This is a genomic window from Sphingobium xanthum, assembly GCF_019737615.1.
Lineage (GTDB): Bacteria > Pseudomonadota > Alphaproteobacteria > Sphingomonadales > Sphingomonadaceae > Sphingobium > Sphingobium xanthum.
In genome coordinates, this window is sequence record NZ_JAHKKS010000003.1 from 179,486 (window position 1) to 200,340 (window position 20,855).

At 66.6% G+C, this 20,855-nt stretch carries 17 protein-coding genes; 5 read left to right on the top strand and 12 right to left on the bottom strand.

Features of this window, described 5'->3' with window-relative positions; all coding sequences use genetic code 11:
• Nucleotides 1-53: 53 nt before the first annotated feature.
• Entirely contained in the window at nucleotides 54-1,403 is a 1,350-nt protein-coding gene (locus KM135_RS06745; RefSeq protein WP_221713224.1) for an MFS transporter, read from the bottom strand.
• Between the two features lie 134 nt (nucleotides 1,404-1,537).
• Nucleotides 1,538-2,335, bottom strand: coding sequence for an IclR family transcriptional regulator (locus KM135_RS06750; RefSeq protein ID WP_221713225.1), 798 nt, complete (start codon nucleotides 2,333-2,335; stop codon nucleotides 1,538-1,540).
• A 321-nt stretch (nucleotides 2,336-2,656) separates the two neighbouring features.
• Here KM135_RS06750 and KM135_RS06755 point away from each other — a divergent pair, with 321 nt between their 5' ends.
• The gene (locus tag KM135_RS06755) at nucleotides 2,657-3,208 is read left to right on the top strand and encodes a carboxymuconolactone decarboxylase family protein (protein WP_221713226.1); all 552 of its coding nucleotides are present in this window, start codon (nucleotides 2,657-2,659) and stop codon (nucleotides 3,206-3,208) included.
• 28 nt (nucleotides 3,209-3,236) lie between these two features.
• On the opposite strand, the gene KM135_RS06760 is transcribed toward KM135_RS06755, so the two are convergent.
• The 7 genes from KM135_RS06760 to KM135_RS06790 form a co-directional block, all read right to left on the bottom strand.
• Complete coding sequence (locus KM135_RS06760) at nucleotides 3,237-3,797, bottom strand: YkgJ family cysteine cluster protein (protein WP_221713227.1); 561 nt, start codon at nucleotides 3,795-3,797, stop codon at nucleotides 3,237-3,239.
• A gap of 180 nt (nucleotides 3,798-3,977) precedes the next feature.
• Entirely contained in the window at nucleotides 3,978-5,060 is a 1,083-nt protein-coding gene (locus KM135_RS06765; RefSeq protein WP_221713228.1) for a PepSY-associated TM helix domain-containing protein, read from the bottom strand.
• Between the two features lie 16 nt (nucleotides 5,061-5,076).
• Nucleotides 5,077-7,242: a TonB-dependent receptor gene (locus KM135_RS06770; protein ID WP_221713229.1), complete on the bottom strand. Its 2,166-nt coding sequence runs from the start codon at nucleotides 7,240-7,242 to the stop codon at nucleotides 5,077-5,079.
• Nucleotides 7,243-7,336: 94 nt separating this feature from the next.
• Nucleotides 7,337-9,805, bottom strand: a complete 2,469-nt coding sequence (locus tag KM135_RS06775) for a TonB-dependent receptor (protein ID WP_343228158.1) — start codon at nucleotides 9,803-9,805, stop codon at nucleotides 7,337-7,339.
• A complete protein-coding gene (locus KM135_RS06780) occupies nucleotides 9,787-10,725 on the bottom strand; it encodes a FecR family protein (protein WP_221713230.1) in 939 nt (312 codons plus the stop codon). The genes KM135_RS06775 and KM135_RS06780 overlap by 19 nt, the downstream gene beginning before the upstream one ends.
• Complete coding sequence (locus KM135_RS06785) at nucleotides 10,715-11,236, bottom strand: sigma-70 family RNA polymerase sigma factor (RefSeq protein ID WP_221713231.1); 522 nt, start codon at nucleotides 11,234-11,236, stop codon at nucleotides 10,715-10,717. Before KM135_RS06785 ends, KM135_RS06780 begins: the two co-directional genes overlap by 11 nt.
• 256 nt (nucleotides 11,237-11,492) lie before the next feature.
• Nucleotides 11,493-14,708 carry an autotransporter outer membrane beta-barrel domain-containing protein gene (locus KM135_RS06790; protein WP_221713232.1) on the bottom strand — a complete coding sequence of 1,072 codons (3,216 nt, stop codon included), beginning with the start codon at nucleotides 14,706-14,708 and terminating at the stop codon, nucleotides 11,493-11,495.
• 155 nt (nucleotides 14,709-14,863) lie between these two features.
• On the opposite strand from KM135_RS06790, the gene KM135_RS06795 reads away from it, so the two are divergent.
• The 3 genes from KM135_RS06795 (at nucleotide 14,864) to KM135_RS06805 (ending at nucleotide 18,020) form a co-directional block, all read left to right on the top strand.
• Entirely contained in the window at nucleotides 14,864-15,037 is a 174-nt protein-coding gene (locus KM135_RS06795; RefSeq protein ID WP_221713233.1) for a hypothetical protein, read from the top strand.
• A gap of 147 nt (nucleotides 15,038-15,184) precedes the next feature.
• Nucleotides 15,185-17,098, top strand: coding sequence for an outer membrane protein assembly factor BamB family protein (locus KM135_RS06800; protein WP_221713234.1), 1,914 nt, complete (start codon nucleotides 15,185-15,187; stop codon nucleotides 17,096-17,098).
• A 25-nt stretch (nucleotides 17,099-17,123) separates the two neighbouring features.
• Nucleotides 17,124-18,020: a VOC family protein gene (locus tag KM135_RS06805; RefSeq protein ID WP_221713235.1), complete on the top strand. Its 897-nt coding sequence runs from the start codon at nucleotides 17,124-17,126 to the stop codon at nucleotides 18,018-18,020.
• Nucleotides 18,021-18,052: 32 nt separating this feature from the next.
• Here KM135_RS06805 and KM135_RS06810 read toward each other — a convergent pair whose 3' ends face one another.
• Nucleotides 18,053-18,415: a c-type cytochrome gene (locus KM135_RS06810; protein WP_221713236.1), complete on the bottom strand. Its 363-nt coding sequence runs from the start codon at nucleotides 18,413-18,415 to the stop codon at nucleotides 18,053-18,055.
• 196 nt (nucleotides 18,416-18,611) lie between these two features.
• Here KM135_RS06810 and KM135_RS06815 point away from each other — a divergent pair, with 196 nt between their 5' ends.
• Nucleotides 18,612-19,037, top strand: a complete 426-nt coding sequence (locus tag KM135_RS06815) for a GFA family protein (protein WP_221713237.1) — start codon at nucleotides 18,612-18,614, stop codon at nucleotides 19,035-19,037.
• Between the two features lie 26 nt (nucleotides 19,038-19,063).
• Here KM135_RS06815 and gloB read toward each other — a convergent pair whose 3' ends face one another.
• On the bottom strand, nucleotides 19,064-19,792 hold the full coding sequence (gene gloB / locus KM135_RS06820; RefSeq protein ID WP_221713238.1) for a hydroxyacylglutathione hydrolase: 729 nt from the start codon (nucleotides 19,790-19,792) through the stop codon (nucleotides 19,064-19,066).
• The gene (locus KM135_RS06825) at nucleotides 19,785-20,849 is read right to left on the bottom strand and encodes an NAD(P)H-dependent flavin oxidoreductase (protein ID WP_221713239.1); all 1,065 of its coding nucleotides are present in this window, start codon (nucleotides 20,847-20,849) and stop codon (nucleotides 19,785-19,787) included. Before KM135_RS06825 ends, gloB begins: the two co-directional genes overlap by 8 nt.
• Between the last annotated feature and the right edge of the window lie 6 nt (nucleotides 20,850-20,855).

Here is a 20,855-nt window from a genome sequence, read left to right on the forward strand (position 1 = left end):
GGCACGGTCGTGCGGCGTATCGTGCGCGGGCCATCCATCAGCCAGATGCGCGATCAGCCGATTTCCCGCCCGGCCGTCTCGCGTGTGCCGAACAGCCAGAGCAGGACCGCGATGATGGACGCCGCGCCGAAGATCAGGAAAACGGGCGTGACCGATCCCGTGGCCTGGAGGATGCCGCCGACGACGACCGGCGTCAGCATGGACGCACCCCGCGCCGTGCTGCTCATCACGCCGAGCGCGAGGCTGCGGATGCGCGTCTCGAATATCTCGGCGGAATAGGGCCAGAGGACCATCGCGCCGAACGAAATGCCGACCGCGCCCAGAATCGAGAATGTGACGACGGCCGGGATCATCGCGGGATCGAGCAAAGGGATGACGAACAGCGCCAGGCCGCCGATCGCCATGCCGATGATCGCCGGCGGACGCCGGCCGAACCGGTCGATGGTCGCCCGCAGGATCAGCGGAATGATGAAGATGATCGCGGCGCTGATGATGCCGTAACGCAGCGCGTCGGCCAGCGGAATCTTGAAGACGCTGATGTAGAGAGAGGGCGTCCAGGTCGTGAGACCGAACGACACGAGATAGGTGAGGAACCAGAGCGCGATGGCGGTGAAGAAGGTGCCGCGACGGCCCGGCGCGACCAGCAAGGCGAAGGGCACGCGCTCGCTCGGCGGCTGCACCTCGGCTTCTGCAGGCATCCGCACCTGCCCCTTGCCGCAGCCGAGGCGCGCGAGCGCGCTCACCGCGTCGGCAATGCGCCCCTTCGCCGCGAGCCAGCGCGGCGACTCCGGCAGTATGAAGGTGAAAGGCAGGATCGCCAGCGGCACGGCGCCCACCGCGAAAACCGGCCGCCAGCCATAAACGGGCACGATGAAGGCACTCGCGACCGAGGCCGCGCCGAAGCCGGCGACCATGAGGAACTGGAAGCTGCCGAAGAAGCGGCCGCGCGTAGCCGTGGGCGCCACTTCGTTCACATAGCTGATCGCGACCGGCAATGCGCCACCGATGGCGAGACCCTGGACGAAGCGGATGATCATCAGATGGTCATAGGTGTCGACGATGGCGCAGGCGCCCGCGAGCACGCTCATGATCGCGACCAGCCAGCGCAGCACCGGCAGGCGGCCGTAGCGCTCGGCAACGGTCCCGAAGAAGATAGCGCCGAGAAATTGCCCGCCATAGCCCGCAGAAACGAGCGCCCCGGCGGCGAGCGCAGAGAGTTTCCACTCGGCGATGATGACCGGAAGCGCATAAGCGATGACGATGCTGTCCCAGCTGTCGAACAGCATGAGCAGCCCGAGCAGATACGGCGCGACGGATCGGACCTTCCACTCGCCGCCCCCATCCAGCGCCCGGCCGACCCAATTGGGGCCGGTCTCGACATCCGCAGCAACACCGCCCGCCATTGCTCTCTCCCTCCAACTCGCGATGCGATGCTGTTACCGCGCACACATGTTTCGTGTCGCAAGACAGTGTTTCGTTTGTCAACACGGACGTGTCTTAGGCGGTGAAGAAAGTTGGCGAGCGGACAGCCCGGACTTTAGAAAGCCAGCTCGCTCGAAATCTCGGCGGCGGCGCCCTTCACGGCCTCGATCAGTTCGCGCGCCGGCTGGCGGGGAATGAACTGGATGGAGCTCAGTACCGAGACCATCGCGACCATTTCGCCGCGATGATCGCGGATCGGGGCGCTCAGCGCATTGATGCCGAGCACGATTTCTTCGGGCGCGCCGGCCCAGCCCTGCTCGCTGATGCGCTGCAATTCCATGCGCAGCGACTCGATGTCGGTGATCGTGTTGTCGGTATATTTGTTGAGCGGTTCCTTGGGCAGCTTGCCTTGCACCGCGAGTTGCTCGGCCAGCAGCAGCTTGCCCGCCGCTGTGCAATGCAGCGGCATGTGCGTGTGGACGTGCATCACCACGCCGATCAGCGCATTGCCCGGCACCGTTTCGACGATCGACGCGCTGTCGCCATAGACGAGACTGAGATTGACCGTGTGGCCGAAGGCGTCGCGCAGGCGCATCAGTGTCGGCCGGGCAAGGCGGATGAGGCCGTCATGCGGTGTCAGCGCGGCGGCACGCGAGAGCGCGATGAGGCGCGGCCCGGCGGCATAGCGCTCGCTCGCTTCGTTCTGGATGGCATATCGCTGATCGACCAGCGTGCGCAGGTGCCGGAAGACACGGGCCTTGGTGGTGTCCAGGGCCTTGGAGAGCTCGGTCACCCCGACGGACTCGCGGGTCGCAAGCGCTTCGAGGATCTCGAGGACAAGACGTATGGCCATCACGCCGCCGGCGCTGTTGGTCACGTCTTTTTCCTCATTGATCATGGTTGCAATCGTCATCCGCGCAGATGTGCCATGATCTTGCAGGGCTGGGAATAGCGGAGTGACGCGGCGGGTATTTTGCCGCGGCGGATGACCTGGACCTTGCGCGGCGCCCGCTCGCCGTGACGGCATGCAGCGCAGCATGATGCGGCGCACCGGGCGGAAGTGAACAGGCAGGCGCATCTTGGATCATGGTGCTGGTGCCTCCGCCATTTTTCCGGTTCCGGGCGTCTGGCGCCTGGCCGCCCGGAATTTATAAGGTGGACTGACAGACGAGTCGAGCGGTATTGCCGAATTTTTGAAACATTATTTCTAACAACGAAACATCATGGAGAGGCTATGCCGCGTATTCCCTATCCCGAGACCGCCACGCTGGAGCCCATGGTGCAGAAGATGCTCGCCGGGACGCCGCTCAACATCGTGCGGATGGCCGCCCATGCCTCGCCGGCTTTGTTCAAGGCGGCCGGGGAACTGGGCTACGGCATCTCCACGCCGGACAATCTCGACCCGCGCCTGCGCGAAACGGCGATCCTGCGCGTCGGCCATCTCTGCAACAGCAAATATGAGCTGCACCAGCATCTCAGCATCGCCAGGGCCGTCGGCCTCACCGACGAGCAGATCGAGGCGATCGGCGTCATGCAATATGAAAGCCTCGAGCCCCGGCTCGCCGCCGTCGCCCGCTTCACCGACGACGTCGTGCGCAATGTCGCGCCGAGCGACGAGACGCTCGCCGACCTGCGCAAGCATGTGAGCGACCGCGTGGTCATCAACCTCGTCATGTGCATCGGCCATTATGGCACGGTCGCGCGGATCATCGGCGTCACCGGCATCGAGCCGGACGAGGAAGCGCTGCAACATCTGCCGACCAATGCGGAGGAGCAGGCTCGGTAGGGGCAGCGGGCCGGGCCTCCCGGCAGATCTAGCCGCCTCCCGAGAAAACCTCATAGCGCTCGCGCCATGCGGCGACCTCATCCGCGAGATGCGCCGGCGCCGGGTCTCCCGAGACGACCAATGCGGCGACCTCCTTGTCGGGATGCATCAGCATTTTCCGCGATCCGTCGCTGAACCAGACGGGGATGAGCTGGTTGCACAGCCGGTCGAGCACGGTCTTGGCCATCCCGTTGCCGATCGCCTCGCTGCCGGGGAGCAGGCGGACGTTGAGCGACACGGCTTCGAAGACGTTGCGCGGCTCCCGCACGAAATTGAGCGAGACCAGCAGGCCGGAGCGATCCGGCCGCGCGTCATCCGGCAGATCCGCCATGCGGCGCCAGGCGCAGAACCATGTCCGGCAGATATGCGGGCGCGCAGCATGAATGCTGCAACCTTGTACGGTGAGCCATGTGCAGGGCGTACCGGCCGGCTTCCTGAAATCGGGCGTATCGACGGTGAGGACGGTGCAGCACGCCGTGCAGTCGCCGCAGGCGCGATCTGCGAGGACCGGTCCCAGCAGGGTGGTTTCAAGATCGGTCTCGGCGGCCATCGACGCAGGGACTGCCTCGACCTCGGCGCTATTGCAAGCATGCGAGGGAATAGGTCCGTGTGACGAACTCACCGACTTGTGCTCCTGCGAAGGCAGGAGTCCAGGGCCCAACCGACGAACTTAACCGCCCTGGGCTCCTGCCTTCGCAGGAGCACTACTGCTAATTGATAGCGACCAGCCCTACGTCATCGCCACGCGCGGCTTCGGCATCGGCCGCGCCCTGGGTCGCCGGAACCAGAAGGTCCAGACCGCCAGCGTGCCGAGCAGGAACAGCGCGAGGCCGTTCAGCGTCATCACCAGCCGCCAGGGCAGTCCGCCGACCTTGGCTGCATGCAGCGGATAGAAGCGATTGTAGATGCCGGCCCGGGTCGAGAGCGCGCGGGCGTCTCGCGCGCCCAGCAGTTCGCCGGTGTCCGCCGCGAACCACAGCATCGTGCGGCCATTGGGCAGCCATTCCTCGGGCTGGCGCATACGCACCGTCACCATGCCGGACTCCTCGCGCGGGCGCGCGACGATGCGCAGCTCGGCCTCGGGGAAGCGGGCGTGCGCGGCGCGGATCATGGCGCGCCAGTCGAACGTCGGGGAAAGCTCGGCCGGTTTGTAGGTCGGCGCCTTCAAGGCTTCCTTGAGCGCGGCTTCGGTGCCCGGCCCCAGGATGAGGCCCGCCATCGGGCGGAACACGAAGACCGAGCCGGTGTAGAGCGAGAGGAGCAGCAGCGGCGCCATCATGATGCCGAGATCGCGATGATGCCAGACGATCGACGGGCGGCTGAGACGCTTGGGCAGCAGGCGGAATTTGAAGGTGCCGCGCGTGCGCCACCAGAGGAACAGGCCGGAGACGACGAAGAACAGGCCGCAGAGCGCGGCGATGCCCAGGATCGTCTCGCCGACATCCCCGGCGAAGAGATGATGATGCAGGTCGAACAGCCAGATTTCCGGCCGCTCCCATTGCGAGGCCCAGCGCGTGACGATGCCGCCCGTCTGATCGCTATAGGCACCCGCGCCCTTCGGCAGAGTCAGGCGATCGAGGCCAAAGCTGTCGCTCGCGTAGATGATGCTGAGCGGCTGGCCGGCCGGATCGCTCATCAGGCGCTGCGTCGCGTCGGCGAGCATATCGACATTGGTGACGCGCGCATCGCCGGCATGCGGCAGGTTCACCCAGGCGTCGCGATGCACGAGGATCGCGCCGGTGAGGCCAAGCATCGCCAGGATGAGTCCGACCAGCCCGCCCGTCCAGCGATGCAGCAGATCGAGCAGCTTCATCGGAAACGCCAATCCATCAGAAACGATAGTCCCAGCTCAAGGTGAAGGTGCGGCCGCGCCCGGCGAAATAGGCGAAATTGTCGTTCGGGAGACGAGTGTCGCTGCTGTAGTCGATGTAGAACTTGTCGAACAGATTCTGCGCCGCCAGCGTGAAGGCGCCCCATTTGCTCGCATAGCGCAGGCTCGCATCGGAGACGGCATAGCCCTCGAAATTGTTGCGCTGATCCGGGCTCGTCTTGCCCTGGAAGCTGCGCGAGAGGAAGAACTGCGTCTGGAACAACGCCGAGAACGGGCCGTTGTCATAGGTCGCCGAGACGTTGAAGCGATCCGGCGAGATGTTCACGCCGTCGAGATCGGTATCGACGATGCCATCGGGGTTCGCATTGTCGCTGTCGTAGCGGCCGGCGAGATCGGCATAGCCGAGACCGACGCGCAGCCCCGGAAGCGGCGTCTGGATGCGCAGCGAGACTTCCAGACCCTCGATCTCGACGCGCTGGCGCTGCACGTTGAAGATGCCGTTGCCCGCCGCGATCAGCAGCTGGCCCTTGTCGCTCGACGACCAGAAATAGGTGACGCTCGCATCGAGCGGCCCGCGCTTGAGCTCGAAGCCGATCTCGCGATTGTTCGAGATGACCGGCGCGATGTCGAGGAACGTGTCGATATCCTGATTGGGCCGGCTGACGGCGCGCGTGATGCGGCCGATATCGGGCACGGTGAACCCTTCCGCATAGCTCGCATAGGCGCGGATGCCGGACCATGGCTCGAGGATCACGCCGCCGTTGAACAGCAGATCGTCGAACTTGGGCTTACCGCCCGAGACCGCGACACCGCCTGCCGGGATGGTAGTCGAGGCGAGTGTCTGGTAGTCGTCGATCTTGATCGTGACATTCTCCCACCGCGCGCCGCCGGCGAGGCGCAGCAGGCCATCGAACAGCTTGAGATTGGCCTGAGCGAACGGCGCGAGGCTGGTGAACTCGCTGGGCGGCACCCAAACGCGATTGGTGGCGATCAGGCGCTGCTCGGTCTCGTCGAACAGCGCGTCGAAACCGGCGATGAGGGTCAGATCCTCGAAGCCGGGAACGGCGCGCTCATAGCTGATCTTGGCGCCGATCTTGCGCGAGCGGTTCTCCGACTGGTCGAACAAGGTGCCGATCGGCGCGATCCGTACATCCTGGAAGGTCGCGATCGGGTTGATCTCGCCGCCGAACGTGTCGTGCGTGCGGTTCCAGAAGATCTGGCTGACGAAATTGCCGCCCAGCAGATTGGTGTCGGTCAGGCTGAGCGCGACGCTCTCCGTGCGGCCGGTCGCGGGCTTGCCGGGCGCCTTGCCGTGGACCGAGCTGGTCGGGATGCCGGTCGCACGATTGCCGGCGATCGCGACATAATCGCCGTCGCCCTTGAGCTCGAAGCGGCTCGCGATCAGGTCGATGCGGCCGGTGGCGCCGAGCTGATAGCCGAGGCGCGCGAAGACATTGGTGGTGTTGGAGGCCTGCGTCTCGCCCTGCGTCAGGTTGAGACCGACGCGGCGGTCGCTGCCGTCATAGAAGGCGCCGCGCTTCTCGAACACGCCGCCCACCGAGACATCGAACGCGCCCGCCTTGTACTGCACCAGCCCGCCCGCCTTGCCGCCGAGGCCGTCACGGTGGAAATGATTGTCGACCGTGCCCTGGAGCAGCACGCGGCCGGAGAGGCCCTCCGCCTTGGGTGCGCCGACCGTCACCTGATTGACGATGCCGCCGGTGCCGCCAATGCCCTGCAGCGCATTGGAGCCGTAGATGAGCTCGACCCGATCGACGAAGAAGCCGTCGATCGTGAAACCGTCGCGGCTGCCGTCGCGCATCGGCGTCGACTGCGGAATGCCGTTGATCGCATAGAGCGGCGAGCGGCCGCGCAGCGTCTCGCCCGAGCCGGAGAGCTTCTGGCGCGTCGGCGAGAAGGACGGGGTCAGCGTCGCGATGGCATCGGTCACCGAGCCGCCGATCGCGATCTGCTGCTGCAGGGTTTCGCCGCCCACGATGTCGATGGTCAGCGGCAGGGCGCTCGCCGGTAGGGCGGTACGCGCGGCGGTGACCACGATGATGTCCGGTGCGGCATCCTCCGGCGCATCGCCGGTCTGGGCGATCGCAGGCGCCGTCGCCAGCAGAGACACGGCGGACAGCAGGAAAGCGGCGGAAAAGCGCATCGAAACCCCTTCTTTTGATTGAGGCTCCCGCTAGCGAATGCGCGCTATTGTTGCAAGTGATTATCATTACCGATGCAAAACGAACCAGCCGGCCTTAATATCGATAATCCACCGCGATCCGGATCGTGCGGGGGCGCTGGGGCGTGACGAAGCCGCCATTGCCGATCTCGAACGGCGTGCCGAGCGCGAAGCGGTTGCCCTTGGCGTCGAACAGGTTGGTCATCGAGAGCGAGATGCCGCGCCGCGCATCGCCGAGGCGCGCCGCAAGGCCGGTGTCGAGATAGTCGCCCTGCTCGTCGCCGAGCACCGGGCCGATGCCGAGCCGGGACGGGCCGATATATTTGAGCCAGGCGCCCAGCCGCAGCTCGTTGCGGCCGACGGGCGCGCGATAGTCGATATTGGCCTGCATCGCATAATCGGCGACATTCGGGATACGGCCGAATTCGGCGCCGGGACCGAACTGCCCGATCGTGCCGATCGGCGCGAGACCGATGGCAGACCCGGCGACCGGTAGGTTGATCGTCGAGGCGGAGGAAAGCCGGGCGACTTCCGGCGTGAGCGCGGTGACCCGGCTGTGATTATAGACGGCATTGAGGTCGATGCGCAGGCCCGGCGCGGGCACGAAGGCGAGCGTGCCTGCGATCGAGGTGATCTTGCCTTCGCCGATATTGGCGGTGCTGGGCAGACCGCGCCCGTCGATGAAATCCGCCTGAATGTCGCGCCAGAAGGCATGCGCCACCGACAGGCTGGCCGAGATGCCATCGCGCGGCAAGCCGAAGCGGGCGCCGGCTTCCCAGCTCTCGATATGATCGTTGCGGAACTGGCGCACGAAATCGGATTCGATCGCGAGGCCGCCGGGGCGAAAGCCTTCCTCATAGCGCGCATAGAGCGTGACGCCGGGCGCGACATGGCCGAGCAGCTCGACCGAGGGCAGCAGCTCGGTCTCGATCCGCTCCGCCTCGATATCCGCGCCGGCAAGCTTGAAGACGGGCAGCACGTCCTGCCCCATGCCGGAAAGGCGGCTGTGCGTGAGGCGCCCGCCGCCGCTCAGCAGCAGCCAGTCCCGCAGCTCGACGCTGAACTTGCCATAGCCGGTAAATTCCGTGATCGAATTGGTAACGCCGGTCGATGTGGCGCGGAAATTCGTGCGCTCGAAGGCGCGGCGCTGCTCCGTGCTGTTGTCGATCGCCGAGAAGCCGAGCACCCAGCCGAACCCGTTCTCGATCGGCTGCCAAAGCCGCGTCTCGTTCACCCACATGCGCGTGCGGTTGTGCTGCTTGAACAGGCTGGGAATGTCGAACTGGGTCGCGTCGAAGCGCTCCTCCAGGCTGTGCCGCACCCACGCACTGCTCGTCTGGAAGCGCAGATTGCCCCATTCCTTGCGCACGACGAGCATCGCCATGCCATAGTCCGCGCCGGCCCCCTCGACCACCTGGCTGCCGCGGGTCAGCGCATCGCCCTTCCGGTCGGCATATTGGCTGTCATCGACGGTGGTCGATTGGTAGATGCCGCCGATATCGACGGTCCACCGGTCTCCGAGGTCGAGGCGCACGGATCCGCGGCCACCGGCGATGCGCGTGCGGTTGATGTCTTTCTCACCGCGCAGCGGATTGTCGATATAGCCGCCGTCGCTGACCGCATAGCCGGTGAGGCGCAGGGCATGCCCGCCCGCGCCGAACGGCAGGTTGACCGTCGCGGCGATATCCCCGCCGGGATCGCCATGCTGCGTCGCGCTGATGCCGGCGGTCGCCTCGAGCATGACGCCGCGCGGATCGGGATCGTTGGGGATCATCCGGATGATGCCACCGAGCGACCCTGCGCCGTAGAGCGTGCCCTGCGAGCCTTCGAGCACTTCGACCGCCTTCATGTCGTAGAGGCGCAGGTCCGGATCGGGCGCATTATAGGAAAGCCGCAGGTCGCCGAGATATTGCCCGACCGTCGACTGGGTCGGCCCGGTGAAGCTGGAATCGGCAATGCCGCGAATGAACAGCTTGTTGCGCCCCGGGCCGAGATGGGTCGAGGCGACGCTGGCGAGGCGCGACAGCACCGAATCCGTGCCCCGCTCGCCGCCGAAATTGATGTCCGTCCCGCCGATACGATGCGCAGTGCCGGGAAAATCCTCGTAGGACTGATCCATCTTGCTCGCGGTGACGACGATCTGCTCCTGATCCCCATCTTCCGAGACGGTCGGCAGCGGCTGCTCGGACTTCGGCGCCTTATGGCGACGGACGATCTGCATGGCAGGCGCGGCGGCCTCGATCCGCCAGCTCGTGGCGCTGAGCTGCACCGCGCGGCTGCGCGTGCCGGCCAGCATGCGGGCCAGCGCCTCGCCCGGCGTCATCGTGCCGCGCACGGCCTTCACTTTCGTGCGCCAGAGCGCCTCGCTGGAAACGCTGATGCTGATGCCGGTCTGGCGCGCAAGCTGCGGCACCCGCTCCGAGAGCGTGCCGTTGGCGAGATCGATCGGGCGGGCCTGCTGCGCATATGCGGGGGCCACGGCGCAGACGAGCGCGAGCGGCATGGCACAGGCGAGCAACGGCCGTTTCACTTGGCGAGCGTCCACCCTCCCGCATCCTGCGTGGCGCGCGTACCGGAAAGCGCAGCCAGATCGTTGACCAGCCGCGACGGCTCGCCGCCGGTCTGCAACGCGCCGCGGAACAGGATCGCCGATGCACCGGGCGCCGTGCGAATGGAGATGCCGGTCGTGCGGCCGACCTCGGCCGCGACATCGCCGAGCGGCACGCCGTCATAGACGAGTTGGCCGCCCTGCCAGCCGCCGACCGCCTCATGGCTGATCGCGCGCAGTTCCGCCGCGCCGCCATCCCGCACGGCGAGGCGCCGGCCCGCGTCGATCCGCACATTGTCGGCACCGGGATTGTAGACGACCGCGCCCTCGGACACGGCGACCACGGTCTGGCTCCCGGTGCGCGTCACATCGAAGACCGTGCCGACATCGACCAGCTCCGCCTTGCCGACCGCGACGCGGAACGGCGCATCGTCGCGATGAACCACGGTGAAGAGGACTTGCCCGCGCTCCAGGGTCGCGCGGCGCGGATCGTCGCGGCTGAGCAGCACGGAGGAGCCGCCATTGACGGCGATCTTGCTGCCGTCCTTCAGCGTGACGACATGCGTCTCGCCCATGGCGGTCTCGATGCGGTAATTATCCTGTCCGCGCTGCATGAGGCCGATGCTGACGACACCGACCAGCGAGGCGGCAAGCGCCCCGGTCAGCCACATCCGGCGGCTGACGCGGCGGGGCGCGAAGGGAACGACCGTGCCCGCCTCCTCAGACTCGACCGGCGCGGCCGTCTCGGCCGGCAGATCGGCCAGGTCGGCATCGAGCGCGGCCAGCGCATAATAGGCGTCGCCATGCCCGGGATCCTCGTCCAGCCATTGCGCGAATTCTTCCCACGCCTCGAAGGCCGGGTCGCGCTGGCGGACCACCCAGTCGAGCGCCACCGTTTCGATCGGTTCATGCGTCATCGGACTGCCTCCTGACGGCGAGCAACGCCGCATAGGCGCGGCGCAGGTCTGCCTCCACTGTGCTGAGGCTCACGCCAAGCTCCGCGGCGATCCGTTTCTGCGGCGTGCCGTCCAGCCGGAACATCCGGAAGCAGCGTGCGACCCGGTCGCCCAGTGCCGACAGCGCCGCGTCCATCCGCCGCAATTCCTCGCGCGCGATCAGCGTCTGCTCGGCGGTCGGCTCGGGCGCCATGTCCTCTACTGCGCCGCGCGCTTCCGTCCAGGCGTGATCGCGCACCCGCGCCTGCCGCTCGGCCCGATAGCGATCGACCATCAGATTGTTCGCCGCGCGATAGAGATAGGCCAGCGGATTGGCGACCGGACCGCTCGGCCGCTGCGTCACCCGCATCCAGAGTTCCTGGAACAGATCCTCGGCCGCGTCGCCGGCGCCATGCGATTCCAGGAAGCGCACGAGCTGGGCGCGATGCGCCAGCAACACGGCATCCATCCCCTGTGCGGGTTCGCTGTTCATCGACTGCCTGCCCGGGCTTTCGCGTCTGGTCCTGCCGGCGCCCGTTCCCCCCGGCGCGGTCGCAGCCGCCGGGCCATACAGCGCGTTGCTGGTCAGGCGCAAGGGCGGGCCGGATCGGGATCGGTCTCGCTTCATGGACAGCCTCAGGCATTGTGCAGACATTCTGGTTCGAATCCGGGTTGGGCAAGAGGGAGGCGGGTGGTGGGGGGCACTTTCGATCTCCCTCTTGCCCATGCATCGACATCTGGGGGCTAACTCAGATGCCGATGCGGAGACTGGCGCGAAGAGACAGGGCCCAGTTGCCCTGATGCTGCTCCGCGCCGACTTCACCGCCGATCTGGAAACCGGAATTTCCGGCCATGCCACGAAGACGGCCAATCCAGCCGCTCTCGCGATCTTCCGGCAGCAGCATGAACTCGTTGCCGCCGGCGAAACGGGCCACGGTCTTGCCGAGGTTGCCGCTCACTATCTCGCGCCGGCCGCCTTCGATCTCGATACGCGACCAGCCCGACCATTGATCCTGACCGCCCATGTCGAGGCCGACGACGGCCGATCCCGTCACCGCCAGCTCGTCGCTGGTGCGCGCGCGGACCGCCAGGTTGAAGGCGTCGCCACCGCCCGTTTCGGTATAGCCCTTCTCGTGCAGGCGATAATAATCGAGCGAGACGACCGGGCGGAACGAAAGGCCGCTGCGCGAGACCCAGTCGTAGGACACGGTGCCCATGCCCGAGGTAAGCCGTGCGGTGCGATCGGCACGGGCGGTCAGCGAGACCTTCTCCGTGCCGTTCACGCCTTCGAAGCTGCGCGTGCCTTCCAGATCGACCAGCGCGTAGCTGCCGCGCGTGGTGACGCGCAGGCCGCCGCGCTTGAGCCGCCAGTAACCCGCGACCTCATAGGTCCCGGCATTGACGCGATTGGCCGTCTCGGTGTCGCGATTGCGGCCCCAATAATAAGCCAGCGATCCGCCGAAGCTGCCAAGGCCGGTCTTGATCTCCGCGCCGCCGCCAATGCCCCAGCCGGACGTCTCATAGGCCTGCGTGTCGGCGCGCCCCTTCTCGACCCCCCAGGCGATCTGGCTGACCCAATAGCCCCAGTTTCCCTCGTCCTTGAACGGGCCGGTCGGATCGTCGAGCATGCGTGCGAAGGTGCGTGCGCCCTGGGTCACCGCCTGGAAGGTGCCGCCGGCATGATCGGGCAGCATCTGGCGCAGGGTGGCACGAAAGAGCTCGCCATTGGCGATGGAAAGGAACGATCCGGCGACCTTCGTGTCCTTGGCGAGCGCCGCATAGACCGCGTCGAACGCCGCCGCCTCGGATCGGTTAAGCTGGAGTTCGCTCGTCGTCTTGTGCGCCAGCGCGACATTGAGCGCATTGCCCGAGGTCGAGAGCGTCGCCTTGTAGAGAAAAGGCACCAGCGCCACGTCGGCGGAGACGTTGGCGCCGCCGCTCAGCGTGCCGGCGCTCAACACCAGATGATTGCCGATGGCGTTCGTCACGTCCGTCACCCTGATGGCGAGCTTCGAATCCGCCGCAAAGCTGGCCGTGCCCGCAACGGCAAGGATCGGGGTCGTATTGCCGGCCTGGCCGAGCGTCACCGCGAGCACGCCCTTGTCGGTGACGGCAAGGCTGCCGACCGACGAGGCGGCGGTGAGGTCAAGCTTGCCTCCCGCCAGTGTCACGGCAAGCTGGCTGCTGCCTGCGAGGCTCCCGATGAACGCCGAGCCCGTGCCCACCGACAACGTCGCCGCATTGCCCGCGAAGTCGGCCTTGCCCTTGAACTGCGAGGTGCCGGCGAGAGACATGGACGCCGTGCCCGCGCCGAAATTGACGTCGCCCGCATAGACCGCATCGCCCGAGAGCCGCAGCGTATCGGCGCCCGCGCCGAAGCTGGTGTTGCCCGTCACCGTGCCGTCGGCGATGTCGAGGAGATCGCTGCCAGCGCCGAAATTGATCGCGCCGGTGATGCTCGGGGCCGTGATGCCGGCCCCCACCTGCGTCTGCTTGACCGTGACGCCCGAGACGTTGTCGGAGAGCTCGATCGCGATGTTGCGGCCGGAGTCCGCCTTGGCGCCGCTCGCGGAGATCGCGCCGCTATTCTCGATCAGGCCGAGCGAGCCGCTCATGTCGAAGATCGCGATGGCCGTGCCGTTCTCGCCGGTCGCGGTCGCCTTGATCGTGCCGGCGAGGCGGATCGTCGGGAGAGACGCATTCTGATCGATGGCAACGGCGGTCGCGATCGTGTTGGCGGCATTGCTGCCGCTCGCCTGCACCGTGCCGGTGACATGGAGCAGCGGGGTCGCGCTGCCCGCGCCGAGCCGGATCGCCGTCGCCGAGACATTGTTGGACCCGGCCGAGACCGTCCCGCTGATGCCGATGCCGCCCGCGATGGTCACGGTCTGGCCGACTCCGCCGCCGATATAGAGGCCGCGGCCGGCCGCATCATTATACGTGCCCGCGCCGGCAATGACGCCATCGATCACCAGGCCGTAGCCGGTGCCCGTGCCGGGGACCGCGCCGATCGTGATGCTGCGTGTGTCCGATCCGATCCGCATGGCCGGCGCCGCGCCGAAGCTGCGGACGCTCGCCGAGCCTTCCGCGCTGTCGGTGATGCCGTCCTTGTCCTCGTCATTGTCGGTCGTGCTGTTGTCCTTGGGCGGGACAGCGAGGATGATGCCGCCCGCCACGTCGCCGCCGACGATGACGGCCGAGCCGCCCTGCAGCAGATCGTCCGCATCGAGCTTCGACGTGTCGGTCGGCACGGTCGTGTAGCGATAGCCTGTCGCCGAGATCGACCCCTGAATGGTCAGGGTACCACCGATGTTGTCTAGAAAATTGGCCCCGACGGCATTGACGCCCTGCGCGTTCACCGTGCCGGCGAGGCGGACATTGCCGCTGACGCTGCCGGTCTGGATGCCGACGGCACGGTCGCCGAGCACATTGGTCGTGCCGTCATGCGAGAGCACGCCGGTCAGCGGCCCGACGATGCGGATGCCGAAGCTGTCATTGCCTTCGACCTGGATCGTCGCGCCCGCCTTCACCGTAATGTTGCCGGTCAGCGGCGCTGCCGTCGTCGCGATACCGGTCCGGCCGGAGCCGACGGCGAAGGGGCCGTCAATATCGCCGTCATTATCCCCGTCAACCGGCGTGTAAGCCTCATCGACGATGATCTTGCCGCTGTGGACGATGCCACCCGTCGATCCGCCGAGGAGGAAGATGCCGGTGGAATTGTTGGCATTGCTGACCTGGATCAGGCCTTCGTTGGTGACTTTGTGATTGCTGTCGACCGTCACGGCCGCGCCCGGCACCGTCAGCTCCACGGAGCCAGCGGAAGTGATCTTGATGTCGTCGGCGGTGCCGCTCTTGATCGTCGATGTACGCACCGGGTTTGTCTGCTTTGTGGTGATCTCGGTCTCGGCGGAAGCGGCAGAGGCGAGGGCGAAACAGCAAGTCGAGGCCAGCAGGAAATAGCGCATGAAAACTCCGTTGAGGGTTTTGACCCGGGGCTTTCCCGCCCCCTTTGCTGACCTTGACGGAGCCCTCGCGCCGCGCCCTTGGCCCGCATGCGGATTGTTGTGCTGAAAGGATAACTTCGTTGCGCGGCGCTTCTTTATGACTGATTGCATAGAGAATGAGCGAGCCTCAGCCCCTTTTGCGCACCGGCCTGCCGGCGTTGTTCCGTGCCTGGGGCACGCTCGCCCGCGCGGTGGCGCAACCGCGCTCGGTCACGCTGCTGTCCCTCGACCCGGCCGAGGTCGCGCGCAGGCTCGCGCATCAGATCGCAAGGGACGAGCATCAATCGTAGGAAAATGAAAAGGTTTATTGTTCCTACTGTTGCAGGCCGAACGAAACTCCGCATACACAGCCTCTCGATAGTTCGGTAACCGTCCATGACCGCTTTCGGCATGGCGGCCGAGGGGAGTGCTGAATGCGGCTGGCAATTGCGCTGTTGATGAGTGTGCCCCTGGTGACGAGCGGGGCGACGCCGGCCGCACATGCTCAGTCCGACGCCGGCGACTGGCCGCGCTATGCCCGCGATCTCGCCGGCACGCGCTATTCGCCGCTCAAGCAGATCAACACGCGCAACGTGACGAAGCTCGAGCAGGCCTGGTCGTTTCGCGTGCGGCCGGAAGGCGGCGGCGCGATCGTCGGCAGCGCGACGCCCATCGTGGTCGGCAATCTCCTCTACCTGCCGCTCGGCAACGCCGTGGTCGCGCTCGAAGGCGACACCGGCAAGGAGGTCTGGCGCCATCCGGTGAAGGGCGGCCTCGCCCGCCGCGCCGTCTCCTACTGGCCGGGCGACAAGGCGCATGCGCCGCGCATCTACTACAGCAACGGGCCGAGCCTGTTCGCGCTCGACGCGAAGACCGGCCAGCCCGTGACCAGCTTCGGCAAGGACGGCGCGCTCGCGCTCGGCGTGCCCTATAACAGCCCGCCGACCGTCTATCGCAACGTGCTGATCGTCGGCGCCAACACGGCCGAGATGCCGGTGGGGCAACCCGGCAACAGCCGCGCCTATGACGCCATCACCGGCGCCAAGATCTGGGAATTCAACAGCGTGCCCCAGCCGGGCGAGGTCGGCCATGAGAGCTGGCTCGACGATGGCTGGAAAGGCCGCTCCGGCACCAATGTCTGGGTCTGGTACATGACCCTCGATGACAAGACCGGCACGCTCTACATGCCGGTCGGTGGTCCCTCGGCCAATTATTATGGCGGCGACCGGCCGGGCAATAATCTGTTCGGCAATTCGCTCGTGGCGGTCGATGCGCTCACCGGCAAATATCGCTGGCACTTCCAGACGATCCACCACGATCTCTGGGATTCCGATCTGCCCGCGCCGCCAGTGCTGCTCGACGTGAAGATGGGCGGCAAGACGATCCCCGCGCTTGCGGAGACGGGCAAGCCCGGCCTCATGTACATTCTCGACCGGACGACCGGGAAGCCGGTCTTCGGCGTCGAGGAGAAGCCGGTCGCCAAGGGCGACGTGCCGGGCGAATGGTATGCGCCGACCCAGCCGATCCCGGTCAAACCGCGCGATCTGGTGCGCAATCACTGGACGCCGGACGATGTCGTGACCGCCGCCGACACTAATGAAGCGCATGCCGCCGCCTGTCAGGCGGTGCTCGCGCAATATGGCGGCTTCTATAATAGCGGCCCGTTCACGCCCTTCTTCCTGCATGAGGAAGGCGGGCCCGTTAAGGCCTCGATCAACCTGCCCAATAATGGCGGCTCCAACTGGGGCGGCAGCGCGGCCGATCCGACCAGCGGGCTCATTTACATCAACATGAGCGAAGGCGGCAGCATCGGCTTTGTCGAGAAGCGCAAGGACGGCGCCGACTATGGGCGCGGCACGGCGGGATCGGGCCAGCTCTACGACCGCGCCAGCCTCTCCGGCCCCGGCGCCTATTCCCTGTTCAACGCGAGCTACAAGGACGCGACCGGCAAGTCGATCACCCTGCCCTGCATCCGGCCGCCATGGGGCCGGCTGATCGCGGTCGACGGTCATAGCGGCGAGATCAAATGGGCGACCCGGCTCGGCGTCAGCGACTCACTGGAAGACGGCAAGAAGGAGACCGGTCGCGGCAACAGCTTCGGCGGGCCGATCGTCACCGCCGGCGGCCTCGTCTTCATCGGCGCGACCGACGACCACCGCTTCCGCGCGTTCGATGCCAAGACCGGCAAGGAGGTCTGGACCGCGATGCTCGATTATAATGCGCAGTCCGTGCCGATCACTTATCGTGGCCGCGATGGGCGCCAATATGTCGCCGTGGTCGCGGCTGGCTGGTCCGACGCGGCCGGTGCGCGCAGCGAAGGCGGCAAGCCGGCCAACAATGAAGCGCTGATCGTGTTTGCCCTGCCCAAGTGACGGGCCGGATGAGGAGAGAGACAAGATGCACGCCAGACTTGCCCTCGGGCTTCTCGCGATCGCGCTGCCGATGAGCGGTCCGGCGCCGGCCCAGCCCGATGCAGCGGCCCCGGCCGTCGCGCCTGCCAGGCCGGCGTTCGCGATGGACGGCATGAACGTCTATCGCCGTTTCGAGCATGCCCATACCGCGAAGATGGTCGCCTTTTACGACAAGGCGCTCGGCCTCAAGTCGCTGAGCCCGATCCAGCTCAACGCCAGCCAGCAGATGATCCTGTTTGGCATTGGCGGCGGGCAGATCAAGCTCGCGGCCGGCCTCAAGGACGGGCGCAGCTATCATCTGGGCGGCGTCCACGAGGCGACCGGCATCCGTCTCTTCGCGCTGTCCTATCCCGACGAGGCCGCACTCGTCGCGCGCTTCAGGGCAGCGGGCGAAATGGCGCCCGCCTTCAAGGACATGGGCGGCGGCAAACGCGGCGCACTGGTCAAGGATCCCGCCGGCTTCACGATCCAGCTCGTCATCGATACCGAGGCCACGCCGGGCGTCGATGTCGGCGTCAATGTCTCGGACCTGACGCGCAGCCGCGCTTTCTATCGCGAGTTCGTAGGTCTGGAGGAATTGCCGCCGGTCGAGGACAAGCTGCTCGGCGTCACCAAATATCCGTTCCGCAATGGCGAGACGACGATCAGCCTCTGGTCGAAAGGCAAGAACCTGCCCGCCGACACGGGGAGCGCGGGCATCCAATATGTGATCGGCAATGTCGATGCGGTGAATGCGCGGGCGCTGGCGCAGAATGTGGCGGTCGAGGAGCCGCTTGGCGGCCTGCCCAATTTCAGCATACGATTCGTCTGGCTGAACGATCCGGACGGCGTGACCAACTATTTCGCGCAACAGGGGCCAAGGACGGCGGCGACCGGCCAATAGGCACGGCCGCATGCCCCAATTCACGACGAAGCCTATTTCGCCGCGACGCTCAGCACATAAGCGGTCACGTCCTCGATATCGGCATCGCTGAGTTGCCCTGCATAAGGCGGCATCGCGCCCTGCCCGTTCTTCATGCGACTGACGAGCAGATCGTGGGTCAGAAGGGCATTCTTGTCGAGCGACGGGCCGATCTCGCCCGAAGCGCCCGCGGCCGCAAGCACATGACAGGCACCGCAAGAGGAATTCTCGAACAGCGCCTTGCCCTTGTCGGCATTGCCCGTCGCGGCGGGCGCGGGTGCCGCAGCCTGGGCCAACAAATTCCCCAGCGGCGCTATCGCCAGACCGACCGCCAGCGCCGGAACGCCCCATTTTGCCGCTGCCTTTGCCGAAATCACGCCCGCTCCTTCCGAATAAATCCCAGATTAATCGTTGTGTCGATCAACCAATATTCTCTAGGCGGCCGATCCAATATGTCCAGCACGCCGCAGCGGCTCCATGCCTCGCTTCGCCTGAACGCGCCATGACGATTTTCGCGCGACGGGCTGACCGCGCGACCGCCCCTCGCTATGACGATTGCACAGGAGACAGTGCATGCCAGACCACGCCCAACCGACTTTCCCGCAGACCGGCGGCTGCCAGTGCGGCGCCGTTCGCTATGAGTTGCGCGAACCGCCATTGGGCATCTGGGCCTGTCATTGCTCGCTCTGCCGCAAGCAGAGCGGCAGCGCCTTCGGCCTTTCCATGAGTGTCGCGCTCGATGCGCTCGTCTTCACTCGGGGCGACCCGGGCTCCTGGACGCGGCAAGCCGAATCCGGCCATTGGCTCGACTGTCTCTATTGCTGCGACTGCGGATCGCGCCTGATCCATCGCCGCCACGAAAATGACGGGCGACAGACGCTGAAGCCGGGCACGCTCGACGATACAAGCTGGGTGGTGCCGGAGCGGCATTTCTTCACCGAGAGTGCGCTCGACTGGGTGAGGCCATTGTTTCCGGCGGGAACGGACAGCGCGTCCTAGCCGACGCAGTATCCGAGGACAGTACCCTACCCCTTGTCCTTCTCCGCCCGGCGGCAGGCGAGTTCCTCGACGCTGTCGGCGCGCAGGAAGGGATTGGTGGCGCGCTCCTCGCCGATCGTGGTGGGGACGGTTGCTTCGCCCCGTGCGCGCATCGCCTCCACCTTGGCCATACGGGCCTGCACGGCCGCATTCTCCGGCTCGGCGCGCAGGGCATATTTGCCGTTGGAGAGCGTATATTCGTGCGCGCAATAAACGCGGGTGTCGTCCGGCAGCGCCTCGAACCGGCGCATATTGGCGTACATCTGCTCGGCCGTGCCCTCGAACAGCCGGCCGCAACCCATGGCGAACATCGTGTCGCCGACGAAGATCAGTTCATCCTCCGCGAAATGATAGGCAATGTGGCCGCCGGTATGGGCGGGGACGGACATGACCGCTGCCTCATGCGCGCCGATGCGGACGCGATCGCCCTCGCCCACCGGTCGATCCACATCGGGAATCTTGGCAAGCTCGGCCTGCGGCGCGGTGACGCGGGCGCCGGTCGCTGCGACGATGCCGGCATTGCCGCCGATATGATCGCCATGCCAGTGGGTGTTCCAGATCTGGCTGATCGTCCAGCCCTTCTCGTCCGCCGCCGCCAGCACCGGCTCGGACACGGCTGGATCGACCACCAGAGTCTCGCCGCTCGCGCCATCATGCACCAGCCAGACGTAATTGTCGTTCAGCACGGGCACGCGCAGGATCTCGAGTTCAGCCATGACTTGCCTCCAACAGGGTGCGCGCATCCTGCGCCAGATTTCGGGTAAATTGCTCGGCATTCTGCGGCCGCACACGCGCCGCGCCGGTGCCGACCCACAACGACGTGTAATCGGTGCGCCCGTCCGCTTCGGCCGCGGCGCGCAGCGGGGCGAGCGCATCGGACGCATAGGGGAAAGGCGGGGCCTCGACGCGGAGCGGGCCGAGATCGCGGATCAGTCGGTTGCGAATGCCGCGCGCCTCGCGGCCGGTGAACAGATTGGTGAAGGCAGCGTCACTCGCGGCCGCCGTGCCCAGCAGGGCGCGAAAGGCCGGGATGGCGAAGCTTTCCGGCGTGGCGAGATAGGCCGTGCCGATCTGCACGGCGCTTGCACCGGCCCGCAACGCCTGCGCCACATCGTCGCCGTCGACGATACCGCCCGCCGCGATCACCGGGACGTCCGGGCGATCGGCGAGCAGCGCGCCGAGCGGAGTCGGCTTGTGCCGGGCACCGAGGAACCAGCCGCTATGCCCGCCGGCTTCAGCACCTTGCAGGATGATCGCATCGCAGCCCTGCCCGGCGAGCCAATGCGCTTCCTCCGATGTGGTGGCGCTGACGAAAACGAGCGCGCCAGCCGCGCGGACGCGGTCCAGCAAGGCTTTCTCGGGCAGGCCGAAATGGAAGCTCACGATCTGCGGACGCTGCTCCTCGATCACGGCGCATAGGGCATCGTCGAACGGGCGGCGCAGCGGCGCGGGTGGGCCCGGCTCGACGCCTTCCGAGGCATAGAAAGGCGCCAGCAGCGCACGCCAGGCCGTGTCGTCCGGCGGATCGGGCAGCGTGTGGCAGAAGAAATTGACATTGAGCGGGCCGGTCGCGGCTACGCGCACTTCGCCGATCTGGGCATGGAGTTGATCGGGCGAGAGCATGGCGGCGGGGAGCGAACCGACCGCACCTGCCCGCATCGCCGCGATGGCCATGGCGACGCCGCCAGACCCGGCCATCGGCGCCTGCACGATCGGCGCCTGTGCGCCGGTCATGGCGAGGAAATGCTCGGCTGCGGCAGGCCAACGGGTCATGGCCGT